This window comes from Enterococcus sp. AMC1251 (assembly GCF_058216535.1).
This window is the reverse complement of the sequence record NZ_CM177098.1, coordinates 1864637-1886378: the sequence shown is the minus strand read 5'-3', so window position 1 is coordinate 1886378 and position 21742 is coordinate 1864637. Positions and strand designations below refer to the sequence as shown.

The window sequence follows — 21742 nt, the reverse complement described above, 5'->3', positions numbered from 1 at the left end:
ATGGTAGGAATTAAAGAAATTGCCAGAAAAGCAGGAGTATCAATTTCAACTGTTTCTTATGCATTAAATGGCAGTCCAAAAGTTACTGAAGCAACTCGAGCAAGAATCCAAGCGATTGCAGAGGAATTGGACTATGTTCCGAACATGGCTGCTCGTACATTAAAAAGGCAGCAAACCAATATTATCGGTGTGTATCTTGCTGATTATGGTGGCAGTTTTTATGGCGAACTATTGGATGGTATAAAAAAAGGATTGGAAGCTCAGAACTATGAAATGATTGTTTGCAGCGGGAATAAATCACATTTGTTTATTCCAGAGCGAATGATTGATGGTGCGATTGTTTTAGATTGGACGTTCAAAAACAAAGAAATAGAGCAATATGCAGATCGAGGTCATTTTTTAGTGATTTTAGATCGCTTGATCACGCATGAAAATGTACGTAAAGTTTTATTAGATAATAAAGGCGGTGCTACGTTAGCAATAGAAAAAGTCGTTGATCGTCAAACTAAAAAATTATTTTTGGTTTCCGGACCTAAAAAAAGTTATGATAGTCAGGAACGATTACAGGCTAGTATCAAAGAATTAGAGCGGTTTGCTATTGAGTATGACATTATTTCAGGCGATTTTACAGAGCCCTCAGGATTTCGAGCAGCTAAGGAAATCATGGAAAAAGAACCAAAACTTCCTATAGATATTTTTGCATTGAATGATGAGATGGCAATTGGTATTTATAAATATATTGAAGAAACCCCTTATGAAATTGGTAAGGATATTCGTTTGATCGGTTTTGATAATACTGATATCAGTGCATTTGTTCAGCCACGATTAGCGACGATTTCATACTCTAAACATCGTTGGGGCATGTTAGCCGCTGAAAAAATCATGCAATTAATTGCTGGAGAAGAAACCGAGGATGACCATATTTACACAAGTTTTATTGATGGCCCTTCATTTTTTTGAAAGAATAAGAAAATAGAATAGTTGAAGAAGGTGTAACAAGACGGATTTTTAGACTTGTTACACCTTCTTCAATATAATAAGACTTATAAAGCTGATAATTTATTTTTAAACAGTTGTAAAATAAAGTATTTTAGTTTAAACTTTTAATGAAGAGGTGAGAATAATGATTTCCAATAGAGATAGTCTGGCAGAAAAGATATACACGCTGAGTATTTTGCAACAAAATTATGTAGTGGCAAAATTAAAAGCATTACAATTAAATAGTTTACAAGCACGTAGTCTCAGTTATATTTTTCTTCATCCAGGCACAATACAGCGAGACATAGCAGATTATTTAGGAAAAAAGCAAGCAACGGTCACCAATATTTTAAAAGGACTAGTAGGGAGACAGCTTATCTATCGTGAAATTCCCAAAAATAATGAACGACAGAAAAATATATTTCTGACTGCTGAAGGTGAGCAGTTAGTAGAGCAAGTAAATAGTCTTTTTGACCAGTTAGACGAAAAGGTTCGTAGTGCTTTAACGAAAGAAGAGCAAAAACAGTTAGAAGTCAATCTTAATAAAGCAAAAAAAAATTTAGTGAAAAACGGTAATACAGTAAGTGAAATGAGTACACAACATGACTGAAAGGATTGGTGTTACATATTAAGTTAGGAGGTTTTTTATGATAACAGAGAAAAAATTTGGCAGTGGTGAAAATGTTTGGATCAATATCAATTCTGACCAAGTTGCAACTGATTCAGATTTATATGAACAATACGGCATTGATAGTGAAATCATATCCTATGCATTAGATAAAGATGAACGTGCACGAATTGAATACGATAATGAATTAGAGGCGTTTATTCTGATCTACAATGTTCCGCAAGAAAAAAAGGGTGATCATCACTATGAAACTGTGCCAATGACATTTTTAATCAAAAACAAGCAATTATTAACGATAACAAATAGTGCAAATGTCTATATTATTCATTACATGGAAAAATATTTACAAAATAATTCAGATATCTCTAGTTTCAAATTTTTATTTTCAAGTTTGTTCTTGATCACAGATAAATTTTTCCCAGTGATAGAAGAAATGAATAAAGAACGAAATCATATTAATGATATGCTAAAAGAAAAAACGACTAAAAAGAATCTACTAGCCTTGTCAGATGTAGAAACAGGTATGGCTTACTTTATATCTGCGACAAAACAAAATACAGTGTTATTAGAGCAAATAAAAACAAATGTGATTTTCCAATCGTTAAATGAGATCGAAAAGGAACAGTGGGAGGATGCACTGATTGAAGCAAGACAATTAGTCGAAATGGCGCAGTTAACGTCACAAGTTTTACACCAATTATCTGGAACATACAATAATATCTTGAATAATAACTTGAATGATACGATGAAAATCTTAACAGTGCTGTCTATTTTATTAACGATTCCAACAATTGTAACAGGTTTCTTCGGGATGAACATGCCTTTACCGCTGGAACATAATATTTTGGGATGGGTGATTACAATTGGGATCAGTTTGATTGGATGGTTTGGTTTATCATTTATATTGCGTCTCATATTGAAATGATAGAATAGGTAGTCAATAATTTCGAACCTTAAGAAATTTTCGGTTGTCATTATTGTCTTAGCTCTAATAAACAACTTTCTCTACTAATCTAGCCTCTTGCAGTTCAATGACTTTTCATGGATAATAAGGAACTGAGTCTAAAATATGTTTTGACAACTAAGCGAATAAATCAACTTACGCGAAAGAATTTTTAACCATGTGAAAAATGTTTGGATCGATAAAATAGAAGAATGGGGAAACAATGAATAAAATAAACTTCAATACCTACCCAATAAGCGAAGTAATCTTAGAAGCCATTTCAGATTTAGGTTACGAGACACCAACACCAGTCCAACAAGCAGTGATTCCAGCTGTTTTGGATGGAAAGGATGTCTTAGTTCAGTCGCAAACTGGTAGCGGAAAAACAGCTAGTTTTGGCATCCCTCTTTGCGAAAAAGTTGACTGGGTCGAAAATAAACCACAAGTCCTTGTTTTAGAACCAACAAGAGAGTTAGCTCAGCAAGTGCAAGAGGATCTAATCAACATCGGTCGGTATAAACGGATAAAAGCAACCGCAGTTTATGGAAAAGCTTCATACGTTAAACAAAAATCAGAATTAAAACAAAAAAGTCATATCGTTGTTGGGACGCCTGGACGGGTATTGGATCATATCTTAAAAGAAACGCTCCCTCTTGAAAAAATCAACTGCTTAGTGATCGATGAAGCAGATGAAATGCTGAATATGGGTTTTATTGAGCAAGTAAAAGAGATTATATCAGCTTTACCACAAGCTAAAAATACCCTGCTTTTTTCTGCAACGATGCCAAAAACAATTGAACAAATGAGTCGCTCGTATTTACGTGAACCCATTATTATAAAAATCGAAGCGACAGAAAAAACAATACCTAAAATCCAACATGCTTTTTTAGACGTAACAGAAGAAAATAAACTTGCGGCTTTAGAGGCTGTCACGATCGTTGAAAACCCGGATACATGCATCATATTCGGCAATACACAAGAAAAAGTCAATGACACATATGATTTTTTAGTCAAAGCTGGATATCCAGTAGGGAAACTACACGGTGGCATGATGCAAGAAGACCGTTTTGAAGTGATGGATGCGTTTAGAAAAGGAAAGTTTCGTTATCTCGTGGCAACAGATGTAGCAGCTCGTGGTATTGATATTGAGAATATTACACATGTCATTAATCTAGATGTTCCTTTTGAAAAAGAAAGCTATATCCATCGTGTAGGAAGAACAGGACGAGCTGGTAAAGAAGGATTTGCTCTGACGTTTGTCACCTCGAAAGAAGAGTCTTTAAAAAGAGAAATCGAATCATTTGGTGAGCTGACAATGACACGAATCGCGTTACCAAATACCAAGCAAGTAGCAAGAAGTAAACCAGATTTTGAGAAGAAAATAACAACAAGGCAAAAACCAAAGCAGCAAAAAGCGAAACGTGTAAATGAAGAAATCACAAAAGTTTATTTTAATGGTGGTAAGAAAAAGAAACTAAGAGCGCTTGATTTTGTGGGAACCATTTCAAAAATTGAAGGCATATCATCAGAAGATATAGGAATTATTACTATTCAAGAGAATGTAACATATGTTGATATTTTAAATGGAAAAGGTCAACTAGTTATTCAAGCGATGAAAGAACGAACAATTAAAGGTAAACAATTGAAAGTACATTTGGCAAGAAAAAAATAATATAAAAAGGAACATCACTCATTGATTTTAGAGTCATGTCCCTTTTTTTAGTTTTCATATTTAGAACATCAGTAATTTGTTGTTAGCGTCAATTATTTTCAAGTTCCAATACTTGTTATAGGCACATTAAGCTTTCGAGATACATGTTGCCAGGTATCACTACCCAAAAGTAGTCTAAGGATCGGTTCTATTTATAGAAAAGAAAGAGCATCATTATGAAAATTTATTTTTAAAAGAGGGACTGGAGTATAGAAATCCTAAATTGAAAGAGGAAACGTTTTTCTACAATACTCTAATTTTTTTTAAAGAAGTGAATGATAAGAAAAAAACAATGATTAAAAGAAGTAAAATGGAAATACACGATTATGCATAAATCTAGACTTTTGAACAGCTAATGAAAATAAAAACTCAATTTGGAGATAAAATAAAATGAATAAAATAAAAGAAATAATTAATCGTCGTAATCTTTCAACAATTAAAAACCGAAAGCGAGTAGGCGTGATTATTTTGTTTTTGGTCGTCCTGATTTTCTTGTTATTTACAATCAGATTCTCATATATTTTAATTACAGGTAATGTTGCTGGGAACTCTCTTTCTGAAAAAACAAAGGAAATGTATGAGGTTCATGAGACATTAGATGCTAAACGAGGTGCGATTTTTGATAGAGATGGTAATGTATTAGTAGAGGATTCAAGTGCATTTTCGTTATACGCTATTTTAGATAGAAATTATACTGATTTAGAAGGTAAAAAATTATATGTTCAAGAAAAAGATTGGTCAACAATTGCTGAAATTTTAGAAAAGCATGTAAAAATAGATAAAGGTATGACATTAAAACAATTGAAACCAAGTGTAAATGAAGCAGGAGAGCCAGTTACAACAGTTGAATTTGGAACAAATGGTAAAAACTTGAATTTTGAAACCAAAAGAAGCATACAAGAAGATTTAGATAAGAAAAAGATTTCAGGCATCTATTTTAGAGAAGAAAAAAAACGTGCATATCAAGTTGGTAATTTTGCCTCTTATTTCATAGGTTATACTAATCAAGACGACAAAGGCAATGAATATGGTGTCATGGGGATCGAAGAAGCTTATGATGATAAGTTATCTGGTAAAAATGGTTCACGAAGTTATGAAAAAAACTCTGCTTTAGGAGATGTGAAGCCAGGCAGTGTAAAAGAAAAAAAACGTGTTGATGGAAGTGATATTTATACCACTTTAGATAGTAACCTACAATTTTATCTAGAAGAGCTATTAGATAATGTTGCACAAAAATATCAACCTGAACATATTACTGCTACCTTGCTAGAAGCAAAAACTGGTAATATTTTAGCAACTTCTCAACGCCCATCTTTTGAATTAGATACAAAAAAAGGATTAGATAATCCTGAAACTGCTCGTTGGAGTAACATTCTTATAGAAGATGTTTATGAACCTGGTTCAACAATGAAAAGCTTGATGGTAGCGAGTGCGATTGAAGAAAATAAATTCAATGACAATGAACAGTTTGCCTCTGGGAGTATTAAAGTCGATGGTACAACGATTAAGGATTGGAATAGCGGTGTAGGCAAAGGAAATATGACGTTTAGACAAGGTCTAGCTTGGTCGAGTAATGTTGGAATGGTAACTCTTCAAGAACGAATGCCAGATTTGTGGGAAGAATATCTTAAAAAATTTGGATTTGGACAAAGTACAAATTTTGGTTTAGCTGGTGAAGCAGTTGGTGAAATCCAAAATAAGACAACAGTAGATAGAGCAATGACGTCTTATGGTCAAGGAATCTCTGTCACTCACTTACAAATGCTCCAAGCATACACTGCAATCGCTAACGGCGGTAAAATGTTAAAGCCTAACATCGTTAGTAAAGTTGTTTCTTCAAATGGAGAAGAAACAACTGTTGAACCGACAATAGTAGGGATACCGATTTCAAGTGAAACGTCTAGGAAGGTTTTAGAATATATGAACGATGTTACGGTAGATCCTAAGTATGGAATGGGGAAAGAATATGTAATAGAGGGATTAAATGTATCTGCAAAAACTGGCACTGCAGAATTTTTTGAGAATGGTAGTTATCAAGAACAAGAATATCTACATTCTGTAGTTACGATTACTCCTACTGAAAATCCAGAATATATTTTCTACATGACAATCAAAAAACCTTTATTAGAAGGAATTTCAGCGAATGATATTATTTCTGAGGTAGCTAATAAATTAGTCCCACGAGCAATGGTTTCTCGTGATTAAAAAAAACGAACAGACCTCTTAATGAGGCGCGTTCGTTTTTAATGTTTCTAATAGCTGTTCATCTGGAGTAACATAGATCGTTTTTTGATTTTCATAAATAACGTAGCCAGGTTTAGCTCCATTAGGTTTATGAACGTGTTTCACTTGGACATAGTCAACAGGAACTTGGGCTGATAAACGATATTTAGAATAATAGGCAGCAAGATTTGCAGCTTCCAATAACGTTTCTTCAGAGGGCTCATTCTCTTTAATAATCACATGAGAGCCTGGAATATCTTTTGCGTGTAACCAAATGTCTGTCTTTTTAGCTGTCTTAAGAGTAAGTTGATCATTTTGCAAATTATTACGACCGACAAGAATTAGGCTACCGCTACTTGAGTAAAATTCTTCTGGCTTGCTTTTTTTAGGCTGCTTTTGTTTTTTTGCACCACGATTTTTAACATATCCTTGTTCAATCAGTTCCTCACGAATCATCTGGATATCCATTGGACCTGCGATTTCTAATTGTGACAGGACAGATTCTAAATAACCGATTTCTTGATTGGCTTGTTCGATCTGTCCGTGAACAACTTTTACCGCATTTTTTAGTTTTTGATATCTTTGAAAGTATTTTTGAGCATTTTGATTCGGTGTAAGGGCTGGATTTAATTTTATTTTTAATAACTGATCTTCTTCGTAATAATTAGGCAATTCAACGAATTCAGCCCCTTTTGGAACTTGAGTCATAAACGTTGTTAAAAGCTCGCCATCTCGACGATAATTTTCTGCATGTTCTGTGTCATCCAATGTTTGTTGGAGTTTTATAACTTTATTTTGATTTCGTTTTAACTCGTTTTCAATTTTGTGAATTAACTCGCCGCCTTGTTGCTTAACGCGATCTTTCTCTGCTTTTCCACCATAAAATGTATCTAGGAGCTCGCTCAAATTCACAAAATTTTGCTGTTTTCCTTTAATTGATGCAAAAGTAAGAGGCGTAAAGAATTCTTTCTTTTCAGTCATCGTTAATGTTGGCATAAGTTCATTTTCAATAGAAGACCAAAATAATTGCCAAACAAGCATTTTTTCGTTTGGACGTTCATTTAAACGGAAAGCCAACTCATCGCTGGTGTCTTTACCTAAACCTTGAAATTGATTTTGTAAATATTTTCCATTGATTTCATTGGTTTTTGAGAGGATTTCAAATACTTTTTCTTTACTGGCTAAGAAAGGGTTTTGCTGATCTTGTTTAGGTGGATCGATGTATTCAACACCAGGTAGTAGAGAACGATAACTATTTTGAGAACTGCCAATATGTTTGATAGCATCTAAGATCTTACCGTTTTCTTTGTTTATCAAAACGATCGTACTGTGTCTGCCCATTAATTCAACGATTAGAACAATGTTTTGTAAATCACCTAGTTCATCTCTTTTGGCAAAGGTAAAATGGATCACTCGATCATTGTCGATTTGATGAATATTTTCTAAAATGGCTCCTTCAAGAAACTTCCGCAACATCATAACAAAATTTGGTGGTGTATCTGGATTGGCATAAGCTATTTCGGTCAGTTGAACCCGAGCATAACTTGGGTGAGCTGATAAAAGCAATTTATGATTTTTCCCTTTCGTGCGGATAACTAAAATAATTTCATTTTCATAAGGCTGATGAATTTTTGAAATTCGGCCTGTGGCTAAAGTCTTTGATAATTCTGAGACCATTGCATGAGTAAATACGCCATCAAATGACATAAACATCCCTCAATTCTATATACATAATAATTCTATTATAACGGACTTCTTTTCATTTAGAAAGAAAGTGGCGAATAAAAGCTCGAGAATGTGAAATTGATGAACCTATTTAGTAAATGACTGCGCTTTCCTCTGTTTTTTAGTATAATGAGCGTAGATTTATTTATCTAGTTTCGCAGGCTAACCTCTTGAATTAAAAATCCTTGCAATCAATTTTACTTGTTTTTCAGTTGAGGCTGAACAGGACTTGTTCAGCGCCTAGCGTTTACTAGCCACAAGGGCTCTAGCTCAATTCCTAAGAACGGAATTAAATGTCTTAGAAGCTCGCTACATTTTAAATTAGGGAGGAAACAACATGGTAAAACGATTAATCAGCGCGAGTTACAGTGAAGTAGCAAAAATGACGGCAGAAGAACTGAAACAGTCGATCAAAGCAAGTGAAGGGCGGACAATTTTATCTGAAAATGTTGTCACAGCATCACCGCAAGCAGGAGATATTAGTAATGCAGAGGTTGCTGCGGCATTTGGAGCTGATTTGATTTTGTTAAATGTTTTTGATTGTTTCAATCCAGTCGTACAAGGAATTCCAGGCATGTCTTTAGAAGAGATCATGACATATTGGCAAAATCCAGATAAAAATAAAATCAATCCAATTCCAATTTTAAAAGAGTTAGTAGGACGTCCAATTGGGGTTAATTTAGAACCAGTCGATGAGTCATCAACTATGTTTAGTGAAAAATTAGCAATCAGTAATGGTCGCACAAGTTCAAAAGAAACGATTCAAAAAGCAGAAGAAATGGGGATTGATTTTATTTGTTTAACAGGAAATCCTGGAACAGGAGTGACTAATTTAGAAATCGCTAAAACGGTTAAAATCGCAAAAGAAAATTTCTCGGGACTTATTATTGCTGGGAAAATGCATAGTGCAGGATCAGATGAGCCAGTTGTTTCAACCGAAGCTGTGGAAGCTTATGCAAAAGCTGGAGCAGATATTTTACTATTACCAGCAGTTGGAACTGTTCAAGGCTTTGCAGAAGAAGATATGAAAGCGGCTGTAGCGATTGCAAAAAAATATAATTTATTAACAATGTCTGCAATCGGGACGAGTCAAGAAAGTGCGAATAAAGAAACGATTCGCCAAATTGCGTTGACCAATAAAATTTGCGGAGTAGATATCCAACATATCGGTGATGCAGGGTATGGTGGTCTTGCACCCGCTGAAAATATTTATGAAATGTCAGTTGCCATTCGTGGGATGCGACATACGATCAATCGAATGGCACGATCGGTAAATCGATAAAGCAAAAAACAAGAAACAGAGAGAGAAATTCTGCTTCTTGTTTTTTAATTTAAGCGTCTTTCCAGACAGATTTAGCTGTATTAACAACTAATCTAACTTTTGCCCATTGTTCATCCTCGGTTAAATAGTTCCCCTCTTCTGTAGAAGCAAATCCGCATTGAGGAGAGAGGCAAAGATTTTCCAGAGGAATATAGGTTGCAGCTTCATTTATTCTTTTAGTTAGACTTTCTTTTGATTCTAGTTCAGGAAACTTTGAAGTTACTAAACCAAGTACCACTTTTTTAGTAGGATCATTTTCATAAATTTGTACCAAAGGTTCAAAGCCACCTGAACGATCATCGTCATATTCTAAGAAGTAGCCATCGATATTCAATTGCGCGAGGTAAGTGGTTACATGATCATACGGACCAGCAATAGCCCAGTCAGATTTATAATTTCCGCGGCAAACATGCATTGCGATCGTTAAGTCATCGGGTAAATCATTAAGTAATTGATTTACTACGGAAACCCCTGTTTCGCATTGTTGTTGCCAATGTTTGATTTCATCTTCTGTTTTAGCATTCTCTATAAACCCCGTATACATGCCCCAGGAGGTATCATCTAATTGGATATAACGACAGCCTAAATCATAAAATTTTAGAATTGTTTGATGATAAGCATCGGCTAAATCATTGATGAAGGCGTTCTCATCTGTATAACTTGCATAGGTAAAAGTATCATTCTTACGGTTAAAAAGTAGCGTTGGAGAAGGAATTGTTGCTTTTGCGATGATTCCTTCCGGCGTATGTTCATTCAAGAATTCGAAAGCATCAAAAAATGGATGATTCGGATTGAATGAGACTTTATCTGAAATTTGATAAGAAGCAGCTCTTGTTTCTACTTCATTAAATTGATAGCCGTGTTCAGGCGTTGTTTGCTCAACGCCCTTTAAACCCCAAAGGAAATCTAAATGCCACCAACTACGACGGAATTCACCATCTGTAACTGCTTTTAAGCCTGACTGAACTTGTTTATTGATTAGTTCGATAATAGATTGATCTTCAACTTGTTTTAATTCTTTCACCGATATTCTTTGGTTTGCAAACTGTTCTCTAGCTTGTTTTAATTTTTCAGGACGTAAAAAGCTACCTACTTGATCATAACGAAACGGAATTTCTTTCATTACAGACATACTACTTCCTCCTTTTTTATACTAAGCATCTTGCCAAATATTCTTGGCAATTGTTTTTACAAGATTTATTTTTTTCCATTGATCTGCCTCGGTCAAGTGATTCCCTTCATGCGTTGATGCAAAGCCGCATTGAGGGGATAAGCAAATCTGGTTTAAAGGAACAAAGTGGCTAGCTTCATGGATGCGTTTTTCAATAACGGAAGACGCTTCAAGCAGCCCATTCTTTGTCGTGACCAATCCTAGGACTATACGTTGTCCTTTCAATTCTTTCAAAGGGTTAAATCCACCGGAACGCTCATCGTCGTATTCTAAGAAAAAACCATCAATGGCGTCAATAGAAAATAAAGATTTGGCAATCGTTTCATAAGAGCCATTATAAAGCCAATGTGATTGGAAGTTTCCTTTACAAAAATGGAAGGTAACAGAGAGATCATCAGGTTTATTTACTAAAGATTTTTCTGTTACTTCTTGAAAATCATAGAGCAGTTGGTCAGCATCTAAGCCATTTTTTTTGATTATCTCACGGAAACGATCATCGAACAATCCGCCCCAGCTAGTATCATCTAATTGCAAATACCGGCAACCAGCATTGTAGAAGGCTTGTATTGCATCTTGATATGTTGTGATTAAATCTTCTTTGAATGTTTCTAAAGAACTGTAAATAGGATTTTCGTTGTATTGCTTTGACAAAATCAGTGAATCTAAAAAAATCATATTTGGTCCAGGAATCGTTTGTTTTGCTAAAATAGGCGCTGCATGCATTTGAGTAAAACGAAAATGCTCAAGAAAAGGGTGTTTTTTTGAAAAAGACAAAGGACTGTTAACATATGTCCCTTGAGCATCGGTAGTAATGCCAAAAGCAGTTGTTTGAAAATCGTAAACAGTGATCCCATTCAATCCTGCAATAAAGTCTAAATGCCACCAGCGTCGACGAAATTCACCATCTGTCACAGCAAGAAGACCAGCTTCTTTTTGCTTCTTAATTAAATCGATAATTGCAAGGTCTTCGATTTGAGTTAATTCTTTCTTTGAAATGTCCCCAGCTTCAAATGATGCTCGTCCAATTTTTAAGGATTCGGGTCGTAGAAAGCTTCCGACAATATCGTAACGAAAGGGGATTCTTGGGTTGGGATTTGGCATAAATATTCCTCCATTTCTGTCAAATTTATTGAAAAATAAAAAAAGCCCAATACTTTTTTGCAAAAGTAAAGGACGATTGAACGTGTTACCACCTTTAGTTTAAAAATCTTTCACAAGATTTTCCTCAACAGGTACAGATGTTAGAGATCAATACCTTGACGCTGTAATGGGCGTTCCCAAAGTTTACTCAAAGACCATCTTCCTGTTTTTTCAAATTATCTCTTTTCAGCTACCGAGACTCTCTCATTAATTCTCTGAAAACAGTACTCTTCTTTTCATTGTATTCTAATTTATTCTTCATTTATAGAGAGTATATGCTAGAGGCGGTCTTTTGTCAACTAAGGATAATAGTTTAATTGTGTTTAATTTATAGAAGCGCAAATGAAAAAGCTTTTACTTTTTATTAAAATATAGATAGGGTATTATTTGTTAGACTAGGCAAAGGGAAGAAGTACTAGTATAATAGAGGTATAAGCAGTAGAGGAGCGAACGTATGAAGAAAAATTTTATTGATGTTAAAGAAGATTTTGTTACTTACTTAAATAGAAAGAAAAAGCTTACTGCGATTATATTAGCTGTGATTGTTCTGTTTATTATAAGTTTATTTATAGTAGTACCGAAAGTGCAAGCTAATATTCGAGCCTCCGAAATTAAATCTTTAGTAAATCAAGAAAAACTAGCCAAAAAAGCAAATTATTTAGATGTTAAAACAGCAGATGAAGAGATCGATAAAAAAACTGCAATGACTGTTTTGTTCTCAGTTCCAAGTGGTAAATCTTATGAAAATGTTATTGATGTATTAAAAGATTCTGGACAAATGCAAGAGTTTAATCATAGCATTTATATTTATCCGATGGTTTACAATATAGAGGACATCGAAAACAACTACAGAATCAAAAAAAATGAAGTAACAATTGTTTTCTTCGAGAATGGAAAAGAAAAAAATAGGTTTTCTGTTGATGAAAGCTTTGATACAAAAACGATGCTCATTTCAGCGTTAAATCAGTTACCGTTGTCTAGTTTAGGGGAGAGTGTTCAGCCGCCAGCCGTGTCAGTACCAGCGCAAACACCGAGTTCAACAGTGTCAACGACAGAAACTACTCAAACAGTAACTGAAAAAGTAACGGGCGAAGAGGGATTGCCACCGCAACAATCTGCGGTGTCTGATTCAGTAGCACAATAAACCAATTTATTAGAAAGAAGGGCTTGATTATGAGAGAATTTATTCTATTCATTTTCTTTGGACTTTTTATGACTAAATCAAGATTCCAGCGTGTATACGTAAAAAGTGAACGACGTGGCAAGAGTTAAATGGCGGACTTTGGCGACAGATTTAGTGAGAAAAAGGACTCAGCCTAATACTGAGTCCTTTTTCAATTGCAGTACGTCAAAAAAAGTCCGAATAACTGAAAACGTTCGTTTAATTCCTTTTGATAAACTTCGTGAAGAGTCTTTAAAATGGTATCAGGATCCAGAAAGTATGCGTAATATCGTTGGAATAGAAATCACCTACACAAAAGAACAAATTCAACAAATGTATGAATGGCAAGATGAGCATGGACTGCTTTACTATATAGAGTATAGAGACGGTGATCATCCTCAAATAATTGGTGATGTTTGGTTAGCAGAAGATGACTTTGCAATTGTAATTGATCGAGCATTCCGCAATCGTCATATTGGGCGAATGGTCACAAAGTATTTTATCTATAAATCAAGAAAATTAGGTAGAGATTTTATTACAGTCAGTGAAATATTCAACTGGAATAAAGGATCTCAAAAAATGTTTGCAAGTTTAGATTTTTCCCCTTATAAAGAAAATAAAGACAGTTGGAGTTATCGCAAACGATTAAAAAAATCTCAAAAGAAAAAGTGAAATTCAAAATAATTTTAATATGGAACATTTTTAGACTTGACGAACAAATTCCTTTTAGTGTAAACTGATTTTAACAGAAAAACTATAGGAGTGATTACATGGATCGACTATCAAAACCAATCAAAGAATTGAATAATTCATGGCAAAACTGGCGTAGATAGTTGTATGTATGATACTCTCATAGATACAGCTTTAGAAGACGAATTCTAAATTTTGTATCTATGTTGGCTTATTCAAGATGAATTTTTGACTGCATAGATGAGTGTTCTATGTGGTTTTTGTTTATAAAACAACGACCGCTCCTTTTTTTAGGATTTGTCGTTGTTTTTTGTTTGAAAATATTTATTGGTGAAAGGGAGAGGGAAAAATATGAGAAAAAACCGTTTAACAGCTGTTGTAGCAATTATCGTTATATTCTTGATTGGATCATATTTTATAGAAATGAAAGAAACTACGAAACAAAAATTACCAACAGTCGGTGTTTTGCAGTTTGTTAGTCATCCTGCATTAGATCAAATTTACAAAGGAATTCAGGCTGGTTTGAAAGAAAAGGGTTATGAAGAGGGAAAAAATATGACGATTGCTTTTCAAAATGGTCAAGCTGATCAAAGTAAGTTAGCCACGATGAGTCAGCAATTAGTGCAAGAAAAGAAATCAGATGTTTTGATTGGAATCGCAACCCCTGCGGCTCAAGCACTTGCCAACACAACATCAGAAATACCGATCATTCTTGGTGCAATTACGGATCCTGTTAGTGCTGGGTTAGTAAAAGACAATCAAAGACCTGGCGGCAACATCACTGGCGTAAGTGATAAATCACCAGTGACTGCTCAGTTTGATTTAGCCAAGGAAATCTTGCCGAAAAGTAAAAGAGTCGGAATACTTTATGCTTCTTCCGAAGAAAATTCTAAATATCAAGTCGAAGAAGCAAAAAAAGTTGCTGAAAAAAAAGGATTGACAGTAAAAACTTTCGCAGTTCCTTCCAGTAATGAAATAGCTCAGACAGTGCAAGTAATGACAAGTCAAGTGGATTTCATTTATATTCCTACAGATAATACAATTGCGAATGCAATGCAAACAGTAGTAAGTGAAGCTGATAAAACAAAAACTCCAATTATTCCATCAGTAGATACAATGGTCGAACAAGGTGGATTGGCTACGGTAGGGATCAACCAATTCGAATTAGGTGTTCAAACTGGGAAGATGGCTGCTAATGTCTTATCGGGAAAAGCAAAACCTGAATCGACACCGATTTATACATTTAAAACGGGAGATATTATGATCAATCAAAAACAAGCAGAGAAATTAGGGATTTCAATTCCTGAAAATATCGCATCAAAAGCAAAAATTATAGAATAAATGCAAGGAGAGGATCAAAATGATAGTTTCAGCAATTGGACAAGGAATGTTATGGGCAATATTAGGATTAGGTATTTTTATGACGTATCGTATTTTAAATTTTCCAGATATGACGACAGAAGGCTCATTTCCACTTGGAGGAGCAGTTTGTGTTACAGCAATTACTTCAGGAATTCATCCGATTTTTGCAACTTTATTAGGTGTTTTAGCAGGTATGTGCGCAGGGCTTGTGACAGGCTTACTATTTACGAAAGGAAAAATCCCGGTGATACTGGCGGGTATTTTAGTGATGTCAGGTTTGAATTCAGTGATCCTTTATGTGATGCAGACGCCAAATTTATCTTTGTTGAATAAACCAAAAATCCAAGATTTCTTTTTGCAACTAAATTTACCTAACTATTATGACATTATCTTTTTAGGTATAATTTTTCTAGTGATTATTATAAGTTTATTACTATTTTTCTTTAATACAAATTTAGGTCAAGCGTATATTGCAACAGGGGATAATGAGCATATGGCGCGTTCTATTGGCATTAAAACAGATTCCATGAAAATATTAGGCTTGACACTATCAAATGGCGTGATAGCTTTGTCTGGCGCATTGATTGCCCAAAACGACGGCTACGCAGATGTAAACAAAGGAACTGGTGTGATTGTTATTGGATTAGCATCGATCATTATTGGGGAAGTGTTGTTTGGAGAACTGACTTTTGCGGAGCGCTTAGTAGCAATTGTTGTCGGAAGTATTATTTACCAATTACTTATTCTCCTAGTTATCAAACTGGGATTTGATACAACCTATTTAAAAATCTTTTCTGCTGTGATCTTAGCTATGTGTCTAATGATTCCGCAACTAAAAAAAACGTTAAACTTACACTTTTTACCGCAAAAGGAGGGTGAAAAATGAGTACAGTTTTACAACTTAAAAATGCTACAAAGCTTATCGATAATGGACTGAACGAAACAAAAATGATTTTAAATCACGTGAATTTGAACATTGCTCAAGGTGAGTTTGTTACTGTATTAGGTGGTAATGGAGCTGGCAAGAGTACTTTATTTAACAGTATTGCTGGAACAGTGACATTAACTGAAGGAGATTTGTATATCAACGATCAGAATATTACAATGCATTCCGAAGAAAAACGTGCAAAATATCTATCACGTGTTTTCCAAGATCCTAAAATGGGTACTGCACCAAGAATGACAGTTGCTGAGAATTTACTATTAGCTATGCATCGAGGAAAAAGACGCGGATTCCGTTTGCGGAAATTAAACGAAGAGCGAGGTTTATTTACAAAAATCTGCAGTGAAGTCGGAAATGGATTGGAAAATCATCTGGATACACCTACGGGCAACTTATCTGGAGGTCAAAGACAAGCATTAAGCTTATTGATGGCAACGTTGACGAAACCTGAATTACTACTTTTAGATGAACATACTGCTGCATTAGATCCTAAAACATCCAAACAGTTAATGGAACTGACTGATCAACGGATCAAAGAAGGACAGTTAACTTGTTTGATGATCACTCATCGTATGGAAGATGCTTTACATTATGGTAACAGACTAATTGTGTTACAAAAAGGGGAAATCATTAAAGATTTAAATAAAGAAGAAAAAGAAAAATTGACCTTACAAGATTTATTATTATTCTTTGAAGAAGAAACAGAAGAAATTTCAATTGATTAATTGAAAAGATCATTCAAGTGGTTAGAGAATACTTGAATGATCTTTGTGTATTAAATTTATTTTATAATAGGCTCGTTTTTATCAAATAAATTTTTCAATAAACGTTCAACAATTCCAGTTACCATAAATCCAGCAGCAATAGCGCCAGCAGTCATGATGACTTTAATGATTGAATGAACTCCGCCAGTATAGTCTCCTAAAACTATACTTCTAACAGCTTGATAAGCAGGACCGCCTGGAACTAAAGGAACGAGGCTAGGGATGTTAAAAATTGTCATTGGCATTTTTTTTCTACGAGAGAAATAAATACTCAATAGACCGATACCGATCGCACCAAGAAAATTAGCAAAAATCCCTCCAGCTTCCATGTTCTTAATAGACCAATAAATCATCCAGCCGACAGCACCAGTAATACCGCAAGCATTTAAAACTTTTCTAGGGACATTTGTAACAATTCCAAATGTTACCGTACTTAAATAGCTAAATAAACAATGAATAGCAACTTCCAAAATCATGTCTCCTTACATAAATAATTTAAATACAATTGCAATGCCAATTCCGATTGATCCAGCAACAAATATTGCTTCAGTTGCGCGTGCTGTTCCACTTAATAAATGTCCAGCTAAAATATCGCGGAAAGAATTTGTAATAGCAACGCCAGGAACAAGAGGCATAACAGCGCCGATAATGATATTATCAATATTTTTAGCAAAGTGGAATCGTACAGCTAAATAAGCTAATAGCCCAACTGTAAATGCAGCTAAAAAATCATCTAAAAATTTGATATTCAGCCATTCTTTTGTAAAATATGCAACACTAAAACCAATCATTCCAACAAAGAAGGTGACCAAAAAATCTTGCCAGATTCCTCCAAAAATATACATCAATGTACAGCTGACAATTCCAGCTGCAAAAATCTGCAAAGGAACAGAATAAGCAGGAGCTTCATGATTGATATTTGTTAATTTTAAATTAAGTTCTTCCAAAGAAATTTCTTTCTCTGCAAATTTTCTCGAAAGATTATTAACAATCGCCACTTTTTCTAAGTTGATACTTCGTTCAGTTACATTTTCTAATTGGGTGTAGTTACTTGAACGAAAACCCATAAAAAGACCAGTTGCAGTTACATAACTAACACTTTCTTTTTGACCAGCATTTTCAGCAATTCGATTCATTGTATCTTCAACGCGATAAACTTCAGAACCACTTTCGGTCATGATTTTACCAGCCATTAAACAAGTATCTAAAATGAGTTGTACCGTTGTTTGTTTTTGTTTATCCATGAATCAAAAACTCCTTATAATAAAGATTGCAGTAAAACAAGTGTATCATTTTTTTTAGTCATTTGAAATGGATAGAGCATTTGCTAGAAAAATGAATAAAAAAATTGTAGTTGTTATGTTTAGAGTTTCCTTAGAATTATAAAGAAACACTAAAAAATTGTAGGAAACTTCACAGATATCCAAAAGATCCTTGCTTTTTCTAATTAAAAGTCCTATCCTTATAAGTAACAAACCAAAGGGGTCTAGATATTATGGATAAACAATGGTCACTTTATTCAGCAAGCAGCCTGATTTTACTTGTGTTGCTAAAAAGGACATTCGATCAGGGACATATAGGATTAAGCGCAATTTTGCTTTTTATCTTACTGATTCAAGTGACAGGAACAGTTATCTGTGTTCATCAAAAGAGACATAAAAAAGAAAAAGGCGGAACAAAAGTACTCAATCCCGAGAAATAAGAAGGGATTAGCTCTCTATCCGTCGTTTATTCGAATTTAGGGTGTGAAACAAAAGTGATAGTTACTTTTGTTTCACACCCTTTTTATCAGGATTATTATATCAAATCAAAGTATTTTAAAGCATGAACGATTCCGCCGTCTGTATTTTTCTTAGTGATATAGCTAGAACGTTCTTTTAACTCAGTTCGCGCATTTCCCATCGCAATTTTATTATCGCATGCTTCAAACAGAGCAAGATCATTGATTCCATCTCCAAAAGCAAAAGTAGGAACAGCGGGTAAATCCAATGTTTGGAATAGTTTTGCTACGCCAGTTCCTTTAGAAACACCTTTTCTGACAGTATCGATCGAGTAAGGGCCGTTACGATAAAAGGTCATTTCAGGGAAATGTTTTAGATAATGCTCGTCACCATTTTCTGATAAGATTAACATCATATTAACAGTCTTCTCTTTTAAGTTTGATCGATCGATTACAGGGGGATTTGAATGAATAAAGGCATATGCGTTAGTCAATATCTCGCTGTGACCAGAACACCAAATTTCTTGATCATTATAATAGGATATTTCATGCCCTAGACTTTTGACATGCTCATACATCTTTAGACATTCTTCATAAGTAAACTCATCTGAATAAACTTTCTTTCCTTCTACTTGTATAAATTGACCATTCATAACGATTGCGGAATCAATACCGCTGTCTTTCATAATATGCTCAATCTCTACAACGGTTCGACCGGTTGCGATCATTGGTAAAACATTGTTAGCTTTTAATGAATTAATAGCTGACCTTATATCCGGGGTAATTTGAGACTTGTCATCCAGTAATGTTCCATCTAAATCAAAAAAAGCTACTGCTTGTATGTTTTTCATGAATTTTCAACGTCCTTTCATCTATAATCTTATCAAAAATTGAACAAAAGACAAAGCTTTTTTGAAAATTGAGAGAAGTTATTGGAGCTGAGTGAATTTTAGAGTATAATATAAGTGACGTTAAACTTGATGGAAAGAGGCGATTAAATGATGAATGTATTGATGATAGAAGATAATGAGTCAGTTTCAGAAATGATGCAGATGTTTTTTTTAAATGAAGGCTGGGAAGCAACATTTAAATATGATGGTAAAGAAGGATTGGATACTTTTTTAGAAAATCCGGAAAAATGGGACATGATTACATTAGATTTAAACTTGCCAACAATGGATGGAATGGCCGTCTGCCGTGAAGTTCGTAAAGTTTCGAATACTGTTCCTATTGTAATGTTGACTGCAAGAGATTCCGAAAGTGATCAAGTTATCGGATTGGAAATGGGGGCGGATGATTATGTAACGAAACCATTTAGTCCATTAACATTGATTGCGAGGATAAAAGCACTGCATCGTCGTTCTGAGATTGGTGAACATACACCTGAAGGAACAGAGCGTTCAAATGATCAATTTGATGTAGAAACAGATCATTTCAAGATGAATACAAAGACAAGAGAAGCTTACCTTGATAATAAATTGATTGATGGTTTAACTCCAAAAGAATTTGATTTACTTTATACATTAGCGAAAAAACCAAGACAAGTATTTTCTCGGGAGCAGTTACTTGAAATGGTTTGGGATTATCAATATTTTGGTGATGAACGGACTGTAGATGCGCATATTAAAAAATTGCGTCAAAAAATCGAGAAAGTAGGACCGCAAGTCATCCAAACTGTTTGGGGTGTAGGGTATAAATTTGACGATTCCGGAGTAGCTTAGATGAAATATTTATATCAACAACTACTGGCTTTTTGGGGTGTGATCATTCTAATTATTTTAATTGTTGGCACTTCTTTTACTCAATTAACTAAAAAAACCCTTCAGGACAACAATTATGAGCAGCTTCGAGGGTATGCTATATCAGCATGGAAAACAAAGGATTCCATCAATAGGCTTCCTGGAATGACAGATCAGGATATTTGGAATACATCTTTTAGCTTATTTGAAGGTTTTTTAAGTAATCAAGATGTTCAATTTGTTTTTTATGACAGAGATATGCAAGTTCAATATCCTCTGAATACAGAAAAAAAAGTCGATAATTCTGTGATCAAAGAAAATTGGGCTGCAATAATGGAGGGACAGCAAAAATACACAACAATCAATAAAGATGTATATGGGAATAAACGTATGTCATCTTATGTGATAATGCCAGTTAGTAAAACTAACGCTCAAAATGAAAATATAATTATAGGTGCATTAGTCATCACGCAACCAGCCAAGAATGTTTCTGATAGTGTCGATGCAATAACAGCTAACTTGGTCAAAGGATTTATCATCTCTAGTATTGTAGGATTGATTTTGAGTTATTTCTTTGCTAGTTTTCAAGTGAAGCGAATTAATCGCATGCGAAAGGCTACGAAGGAGATTACTAGTGGTAATTTTGACGTCAAACTGGTTACACATGACAAAGACGAATTTGATGATTTAGCGGAAGATTTTAATAAAATGGCGGAATCATTGAAAGAATCCAGAGAAGAAATCGATCGGCAAGAGGACAGGAGACGTCAATTTATGGCGGATGCCTCTCATGAGATGAGAACACCATTAACTACAATTAATGGTTTACTAGAGGGATTGCAATATAATGCGATTCCAGAAGGGCAAAGAGAGAATGCCATCAAATTGATGCAAAATGAAACCTCTCGCTTGATTCGATTAGTGAATGAGAACTTGGACTATGAGAAAATCAGAACGAATCAAATCAGTATCGTTGTTAAAAAATTTGACGCAACTGAAACGTTAAAGGATATTCTCACTCAATTAGAAGGAAAAGCTGAATCGGCTAATGATAAGCTGATATTAGAGGCAGATGAAGCTATCGATGTCTATGCAGATTATGATCGTTTTGTTCAAATTATGGTGAATATTATTCAAAATGCAATTCAATTTACGCAAGATGGTGAGATTCACGTTCGCTTACAAAAAGGTTATTTGGAAACGATCATAACGATTTCTGATACAGGGATTGGTATGACAGAAGAGCAAGTTCAAAATATTTGGGATCGCTATTACAAAGTGGATCCGTCTAGGAAAAATACAAAATATGGCGAATCAGGCTTAGGTTTGTCTATTGTTCAACAGTTGGTTCGACTGCACAAAGGTAAAATCAATGTAGAAAGTCAAGAAGGTAAAGGGACTAGTTTTACTATTTCATTTCCTGATGTAGAAATAGAAGACGAAGCATAAAAAAAGATAGTGAGGTTTAGTTCTAACTCAAAACGAAAACGAGTCCGATATTGACACAATCATCAAAATCGGA

The 21742-nt window shown here is 34.6% G+C and carries 20 protein-coding genes; 14 read left to right on the top strand and 6 right to left on the bottom strand.

The genetic code is table 11. The features are described 5' to 3' along the window. From AC4BBR_RS08855 to AC4BBR_RS08835, 5 genes are all read left to right on the top strand, one after another. Positions 1 to 960, top strand: a complete 960-nt coding sequence (locus AC4BBR_RS08855; protein ID WP_490459216.1) for a LacI family DNA-binding transcriptional regulator — start codon at positions 1 to 3, stop codon at positions 958 to 960. Positions 961 to 1123: 163 nt separating this feature from the next. Then, complete coding sequence (locus AC4BBR_RS08850) at positions 1124 to 1588, top strand: MarR family winged helix-turn-helix transcriptional regulator (protein WP_490459215.1); 465 nt, start codon at positions 1124 to 1126, stop codon at positions 1586 to 1588. Between the two features lie 37 nt (positions 1589 to 1625). Next, a complete protein-coding gene (locus AC4BBR_RS08845) occupies positions 1626 to 2531 on the top strand; it encodes a magnesium transporter CorA family protein (protein WP_490459214.1) in 906 nt (301 codons plus the stop codon). Positions 2532 to 2772: 241 nt separating this feature from the next. Continuing rightward, a complete protein-coding gene (locus tag AC4BBR_RS08840; protein WP_490459213.1) occupies positions 2773 to 4221 on the top strand; it encodes a DEAD/DEAH box helicase in 1449 nt (482 codons plus the stop codon). A 429-nt stretch (positions 4222 to 4650) separates the two neighbouring features. After that, on the top strand, positions 4651 to 6465 hold the full coding sequence (locus AC4BBR_RS08835) for a penicillin-binding transpeptidase domain-containing protein (protein WP_490459212.1): 1815 nt from the start codon (positions 4651 to 4653) through the stop codon (positions 6463 to 6465). Positions 6466 to 6483: 18 nt separating this feature from the next. On the opposite strand, the gene efbA is transcribed toward AC4BBR_RS08835, so the two are convergent. After that, on the bottom strand, positions 6484 to 8190 hold the full coding sequence (gene efbA, locus AC4BBR_RS08830; RefSeq protein WP_490459211.1) for a fibronectin-binding protein EfbA: 1707 nt from the start codon (positions 8188 to 8190) through the stop codon (positions 6484 to 6486). A 355-nt stretch (positions 8191 to 8545) separates the two neighbouring features. Between efbA and AC4BBR_RS08825 the strand changes: the two genes are divergently transcribed. Continuing rightward, positions 8546 to 9490: a DUF7916 family protein gene (locus AC4BBR_RS08825; RefSeq protein WP_490459210.1), complete on the top strand. Its 945-nt coding sequence runs from the start codon at positions 8546 to 8548 to the stop codon at positions 9488 to 9490. 49 nt (positions 9491 to 9539) lie between these two features. Here AC4BBR_RS08825 and AC4BBR_RS08820 read toward each other — a convergent pair whose 3' ends face one another. Then, on the bottom strand, positions 9540 to 10661 hold the full coding sequence (locus AC4BBR_RS08820; RefSeq protein ID WP_490459209.1) for a 5-methyltetrahydropteroyltriglutamate--homocysteine S-methyltransferase: 1122 nt from the start codon (positions 10659 to 10661) through the stop codon (positions 9540 to 9542). Between the two features lie 21 nt (positions 10662 to 10682). Further along, the gene (locus tag AC4BBR_RS08815) at positions 10683 to 11801 is read right to left on the bottom strand and encodes a 5-methyltetrahydropteroyltriglutamate--homocysteine S-methyltransferase (protein WP_490459208.1); all 1119 of its coding nucleotides are present in this window, start codon (positions 11799 to 11801) and stop codon (positions 10683 to 10685) included. A 493-nt stretch (positions 11802 to 12294) separates the two neighbouring features. Between AC4BBR_RS08815 and AC4BBR_RS08810 the strand changes: the two genes are divergently transcribed. The 5 genes from AC4BBR_RS08810 to AC4BBR_RS08790 all read left to right on the top strand — a co-directional run bounded on the left by AC4BBR_RS08810 (position 12295) and on the right by AC4BBR_RS08790 (position 16722). Further along, on the top strand, positions 12295 to 12984 hold the full coding sequence (locus tag AC4BBR_RS08810; RefSeq protein ID WP_490459207.1) for a hypothetical protein: 690 nt from the start codon (positions 12295 to 12297) through the stop codon (positions 12982 to 12984). Between the two features lie 114 nt (positions 12985 to 13098). Then, positions 13099 to 13674: a GNAT family N-acetyltransferase gene (locus AC4BBR_RS08805; RefSeq protein WP_490459206.1), complete on the top strand. Its 576-nt coding sequence runs from the start codon at positions 13099 to 13101 to the stop codon at positions 13672 to 13674. A gap of 369 nt (positions 13675 to 14043) precedes the next feature. Then, the gene (gene trpX, locus AC4BBR_RS08800; RefSeq protein ID WP_490459205.1) at positions 14044 to 15033 is read left to right on the top strand and encodes a tryptophan ABC transporter substrate-binding protein; all 990 of its coding nucleotides are present in this window, start codon (positions 14044 to 14046) and stop codon (positions 15031 to 15033) included. A gap of 19 nt (positions 15034 to 15052) precedes the next feature. Next, complete coding sequence (locus tag AC4BBR_RS08795) at positions 15053 to 15940, top strand: ABC transporter permease (protein ID WP_490459204.1); 888 nt, start codon at positions 15053 to 15055, stop codon at positions 15938 to 15940. Then, complete coding sequence (locus tag AC4BBR_RS08790) at positions 15937 to 16722, top strand: ABC transporter ATP-binding protein (RefSeq protein WP_490459203.1); 786 nt, start codon at positions 15937 to 15939, stop codon at positions 16720 to 16722. The genes AC4BBR_RS08795 and AC4BBR_RS08790 overlap by 4 nt, the downstream gene beginning before the upstream one ends. Positions 16723 to 16778: 56 nt before the next feature. Here the strand turns inward: AC4BBR_RS08790 and AC4BBR_RS08785 are convergent, their stop codons facing one another. After that, positions 16779 to 17231, bottom strand: coding sequence for a threonine/serine exporter family protein (locus AC4BBR_RS08785; protein ID WP_490459202.1), 453 nt, complete (start codon positions 17229 to 17231; stop codon positions 16779 to 16781). 12 nt (positions 17232 to 17243) lie between these two features. Further along, the gene (locus tag AC4BBR_RS08780; protein ID WP_490459201.1) at positions 17244 to 18005 is read right to left on the bottom strand and encodes a threonine/serine exporter family protein; all 762 of its coding nucleotides are present in this window, start codon (positions 18003 to 18005) and stop codon (positions 17244 to 17246) included. A gap of 251 nt (positions 18006 to 18256) precedes the next feature. Here AC4BBR_RS08780 and AC4BBR_RS08775 point away from each other — a divergent pair, with 251 nt between their 5' ends. Further along, positions 18257 to 18463 carry a hypothetical protein gene (locus AC4BBR_RS08775; protein WP_490459200.1) on the top strand — a complete coding sequence of 69 codons (207 nt, stop codon included), beginning with the start codon at positions 18257 to 18259 and terminating at the stop codon, positions 18461 to 18463. Positions 18464 to 18558: 95 nt separating this feature from the next. On the opposite strand, the gene AC4BBR_RS08770 is transcribed toward AC4BBR_RS08775, so the two are convergent. Next, a complete protein-coding gene (locus tag AC4BBR_RS08770) occupies positions 18559 to 19332 on the bottom strand; it encodes a Cof-type HAD-IIB family hydrolase (protein WP_490459199.1) in 774 nt (257 codons plus the stop codon). A 150-nt stretch (positions 19333 to 19482) separates the two neighbouring features. Between AC4BBR_RS08770 and AC4BBR_RS08765 the strand changes: the two genes are divergently transcribed. Together AC4BBR_RS08765 and AC4BBR_RS08760 are read left to right on the top strand one after the other, a co-directional pair. Beyond that, positions 19483 to 20202 carry a winged helix-turn-helix domain-containing protein gene (locus AC4BBR_RS08765; protein ID WP_490462094.1) on the top strand — a complete coding sequence of 240 codons (720 nt, stop codon included), beginning with the start codon at positions 19483 to 19485 and terminating at the stop codon, positions 20200 to 20202. Beyond that, positions 20203 to 21669 (top strand): ATP-binding protein, encoded by a 1467-nt coding sequence (locus AC4BBR_RS08760; RefSeq protein WP_490459198.1) that lies wholly within the window; start codon positions 20203 to 20205, stop codon positions 21667 to 21669. It begins immediately after the preceding gene. Positions 21670 to 21742: the final 73 nt, after the last annotated feature.

Coding starts and splice junctions, on each gene's coding strand:
- AC4BBR_RS08855 (WP_490459216.1), top strand. CDS start 1: ATGGTAGGAATTAAAGAAATTGCCAGAAAAGCAGGAGTATCAATTTCA.
- AC4BBR_RS08850 (WP_490459215.1), top strand. CDS start 1,124: ATGATTTCCAATAGAGATAGTCTGGCAGAAAAGATATACACGCTGAGT.
- AC4BBR_RS08845 (WP_490459214.1), top strand. CDS start 1,626: ATGATAACAGAGAAAAAATTTGGCAGTGGTGAAAATGTTTGGATCAAT.
- AC4BBR_RS08840 (WP_490459213.1), top strand. CDS start 2,773: ATGAATAAAATAAACTTCAATACCTACCCAATAAGCGAAGTAATCTTA.
- AC4BBR_RS08835 (WP_490459212.1), top strand. CDS start 4,651: ATGAATAAAATAAAAGAAATAATTAATCGTCGTAATCTTTCAACAATT.
- efbA (WP_490459211.1), bottom strand. CDS start 8,190: ATGTCATTTGATGGCGTATTTACTCATGCAATGGTCTCAGAATTATCA.
- AC4BBR_RS08825 (WP_490459210.1), top strand. CDS start 8,546: ATGGTAAAACGATTAATCAGCGCGAGTTACAGTGAAGTAGCAAAAATG.
- AC4BBR_RS08820 (WP_490459209.1), bottom strand. CDS start 10,661: ATGTCTGTAATGAAAGAAATTCCGTTTCGTTATGATCAAGTAGGTAGC.
- AC4BBR_RS08815 (WP_490459208.1), bottom strand. CDS start 11,801: ATGCCAAATCCCAACCCAAGAATCCCCTTTCGTTACGATATTGTCGGA.
- AC4BBR_RS08810 (WP_490459207.1), top strand. CDS start 12,295: ATGAAGAAAAATTTTATTGATGTTAAAGAAGATTTTGTTACTTACTTA.
- trpX (WP_490459205.1), top strand. CDS start 14,044: ATGAGAAAAAACCGTTTAACAGCTGTTGTAGCAATTATCGTTATATTC.
- AC4BBR_RS08795 (WP_490459204.1), top strand. CDS start 15,053: ATGATAGTTTCAGCAATTGGACAAGGAATGTTATGGGCAATATTAGGA.
- AC4BBR_RS08790 (WP_490459203.1), top strand. CDS start 15,937: ATGAGTACAGTTTTACAACTTAAAAATGCTACAAAGCTTATCGATAAT.
- AC4BBR_RS08780 (WP_490459201.1), bottom strand. CDS start 18,005: ATGGATAAACAAAAACAAACAACGGTACAACTCATTTTAGATACTTGT.
- AC4BBR_RS08775 (WP_490459200.1), top strand. CDS start 18,257: ATGGATAAACAATGGTCACTTTATTCAGCAAGCAGCCTGATTTTACTT.
- AC4BBR_RS08770 (WP_490459199.1), bottom strand. CDS start 19,332: ATGAAAAACATACAAGCAGTAGCTTTTTTTGATTTAGATGGAACATTA.
- AC4BBR_RS08765 (WP_490462094.1), top strand. CDS start 19,483: ATGAATGTATTGATGATAGAAGATAATGAGTCAGTTTCAGAAATGATG.
- AC4BBR_RS08760 (WP_490459198.1), top strand. CDS start 20,203: ATGAAATATTTATATCAACAACTACTGGCTTTTTGGGGTGTGATCATT.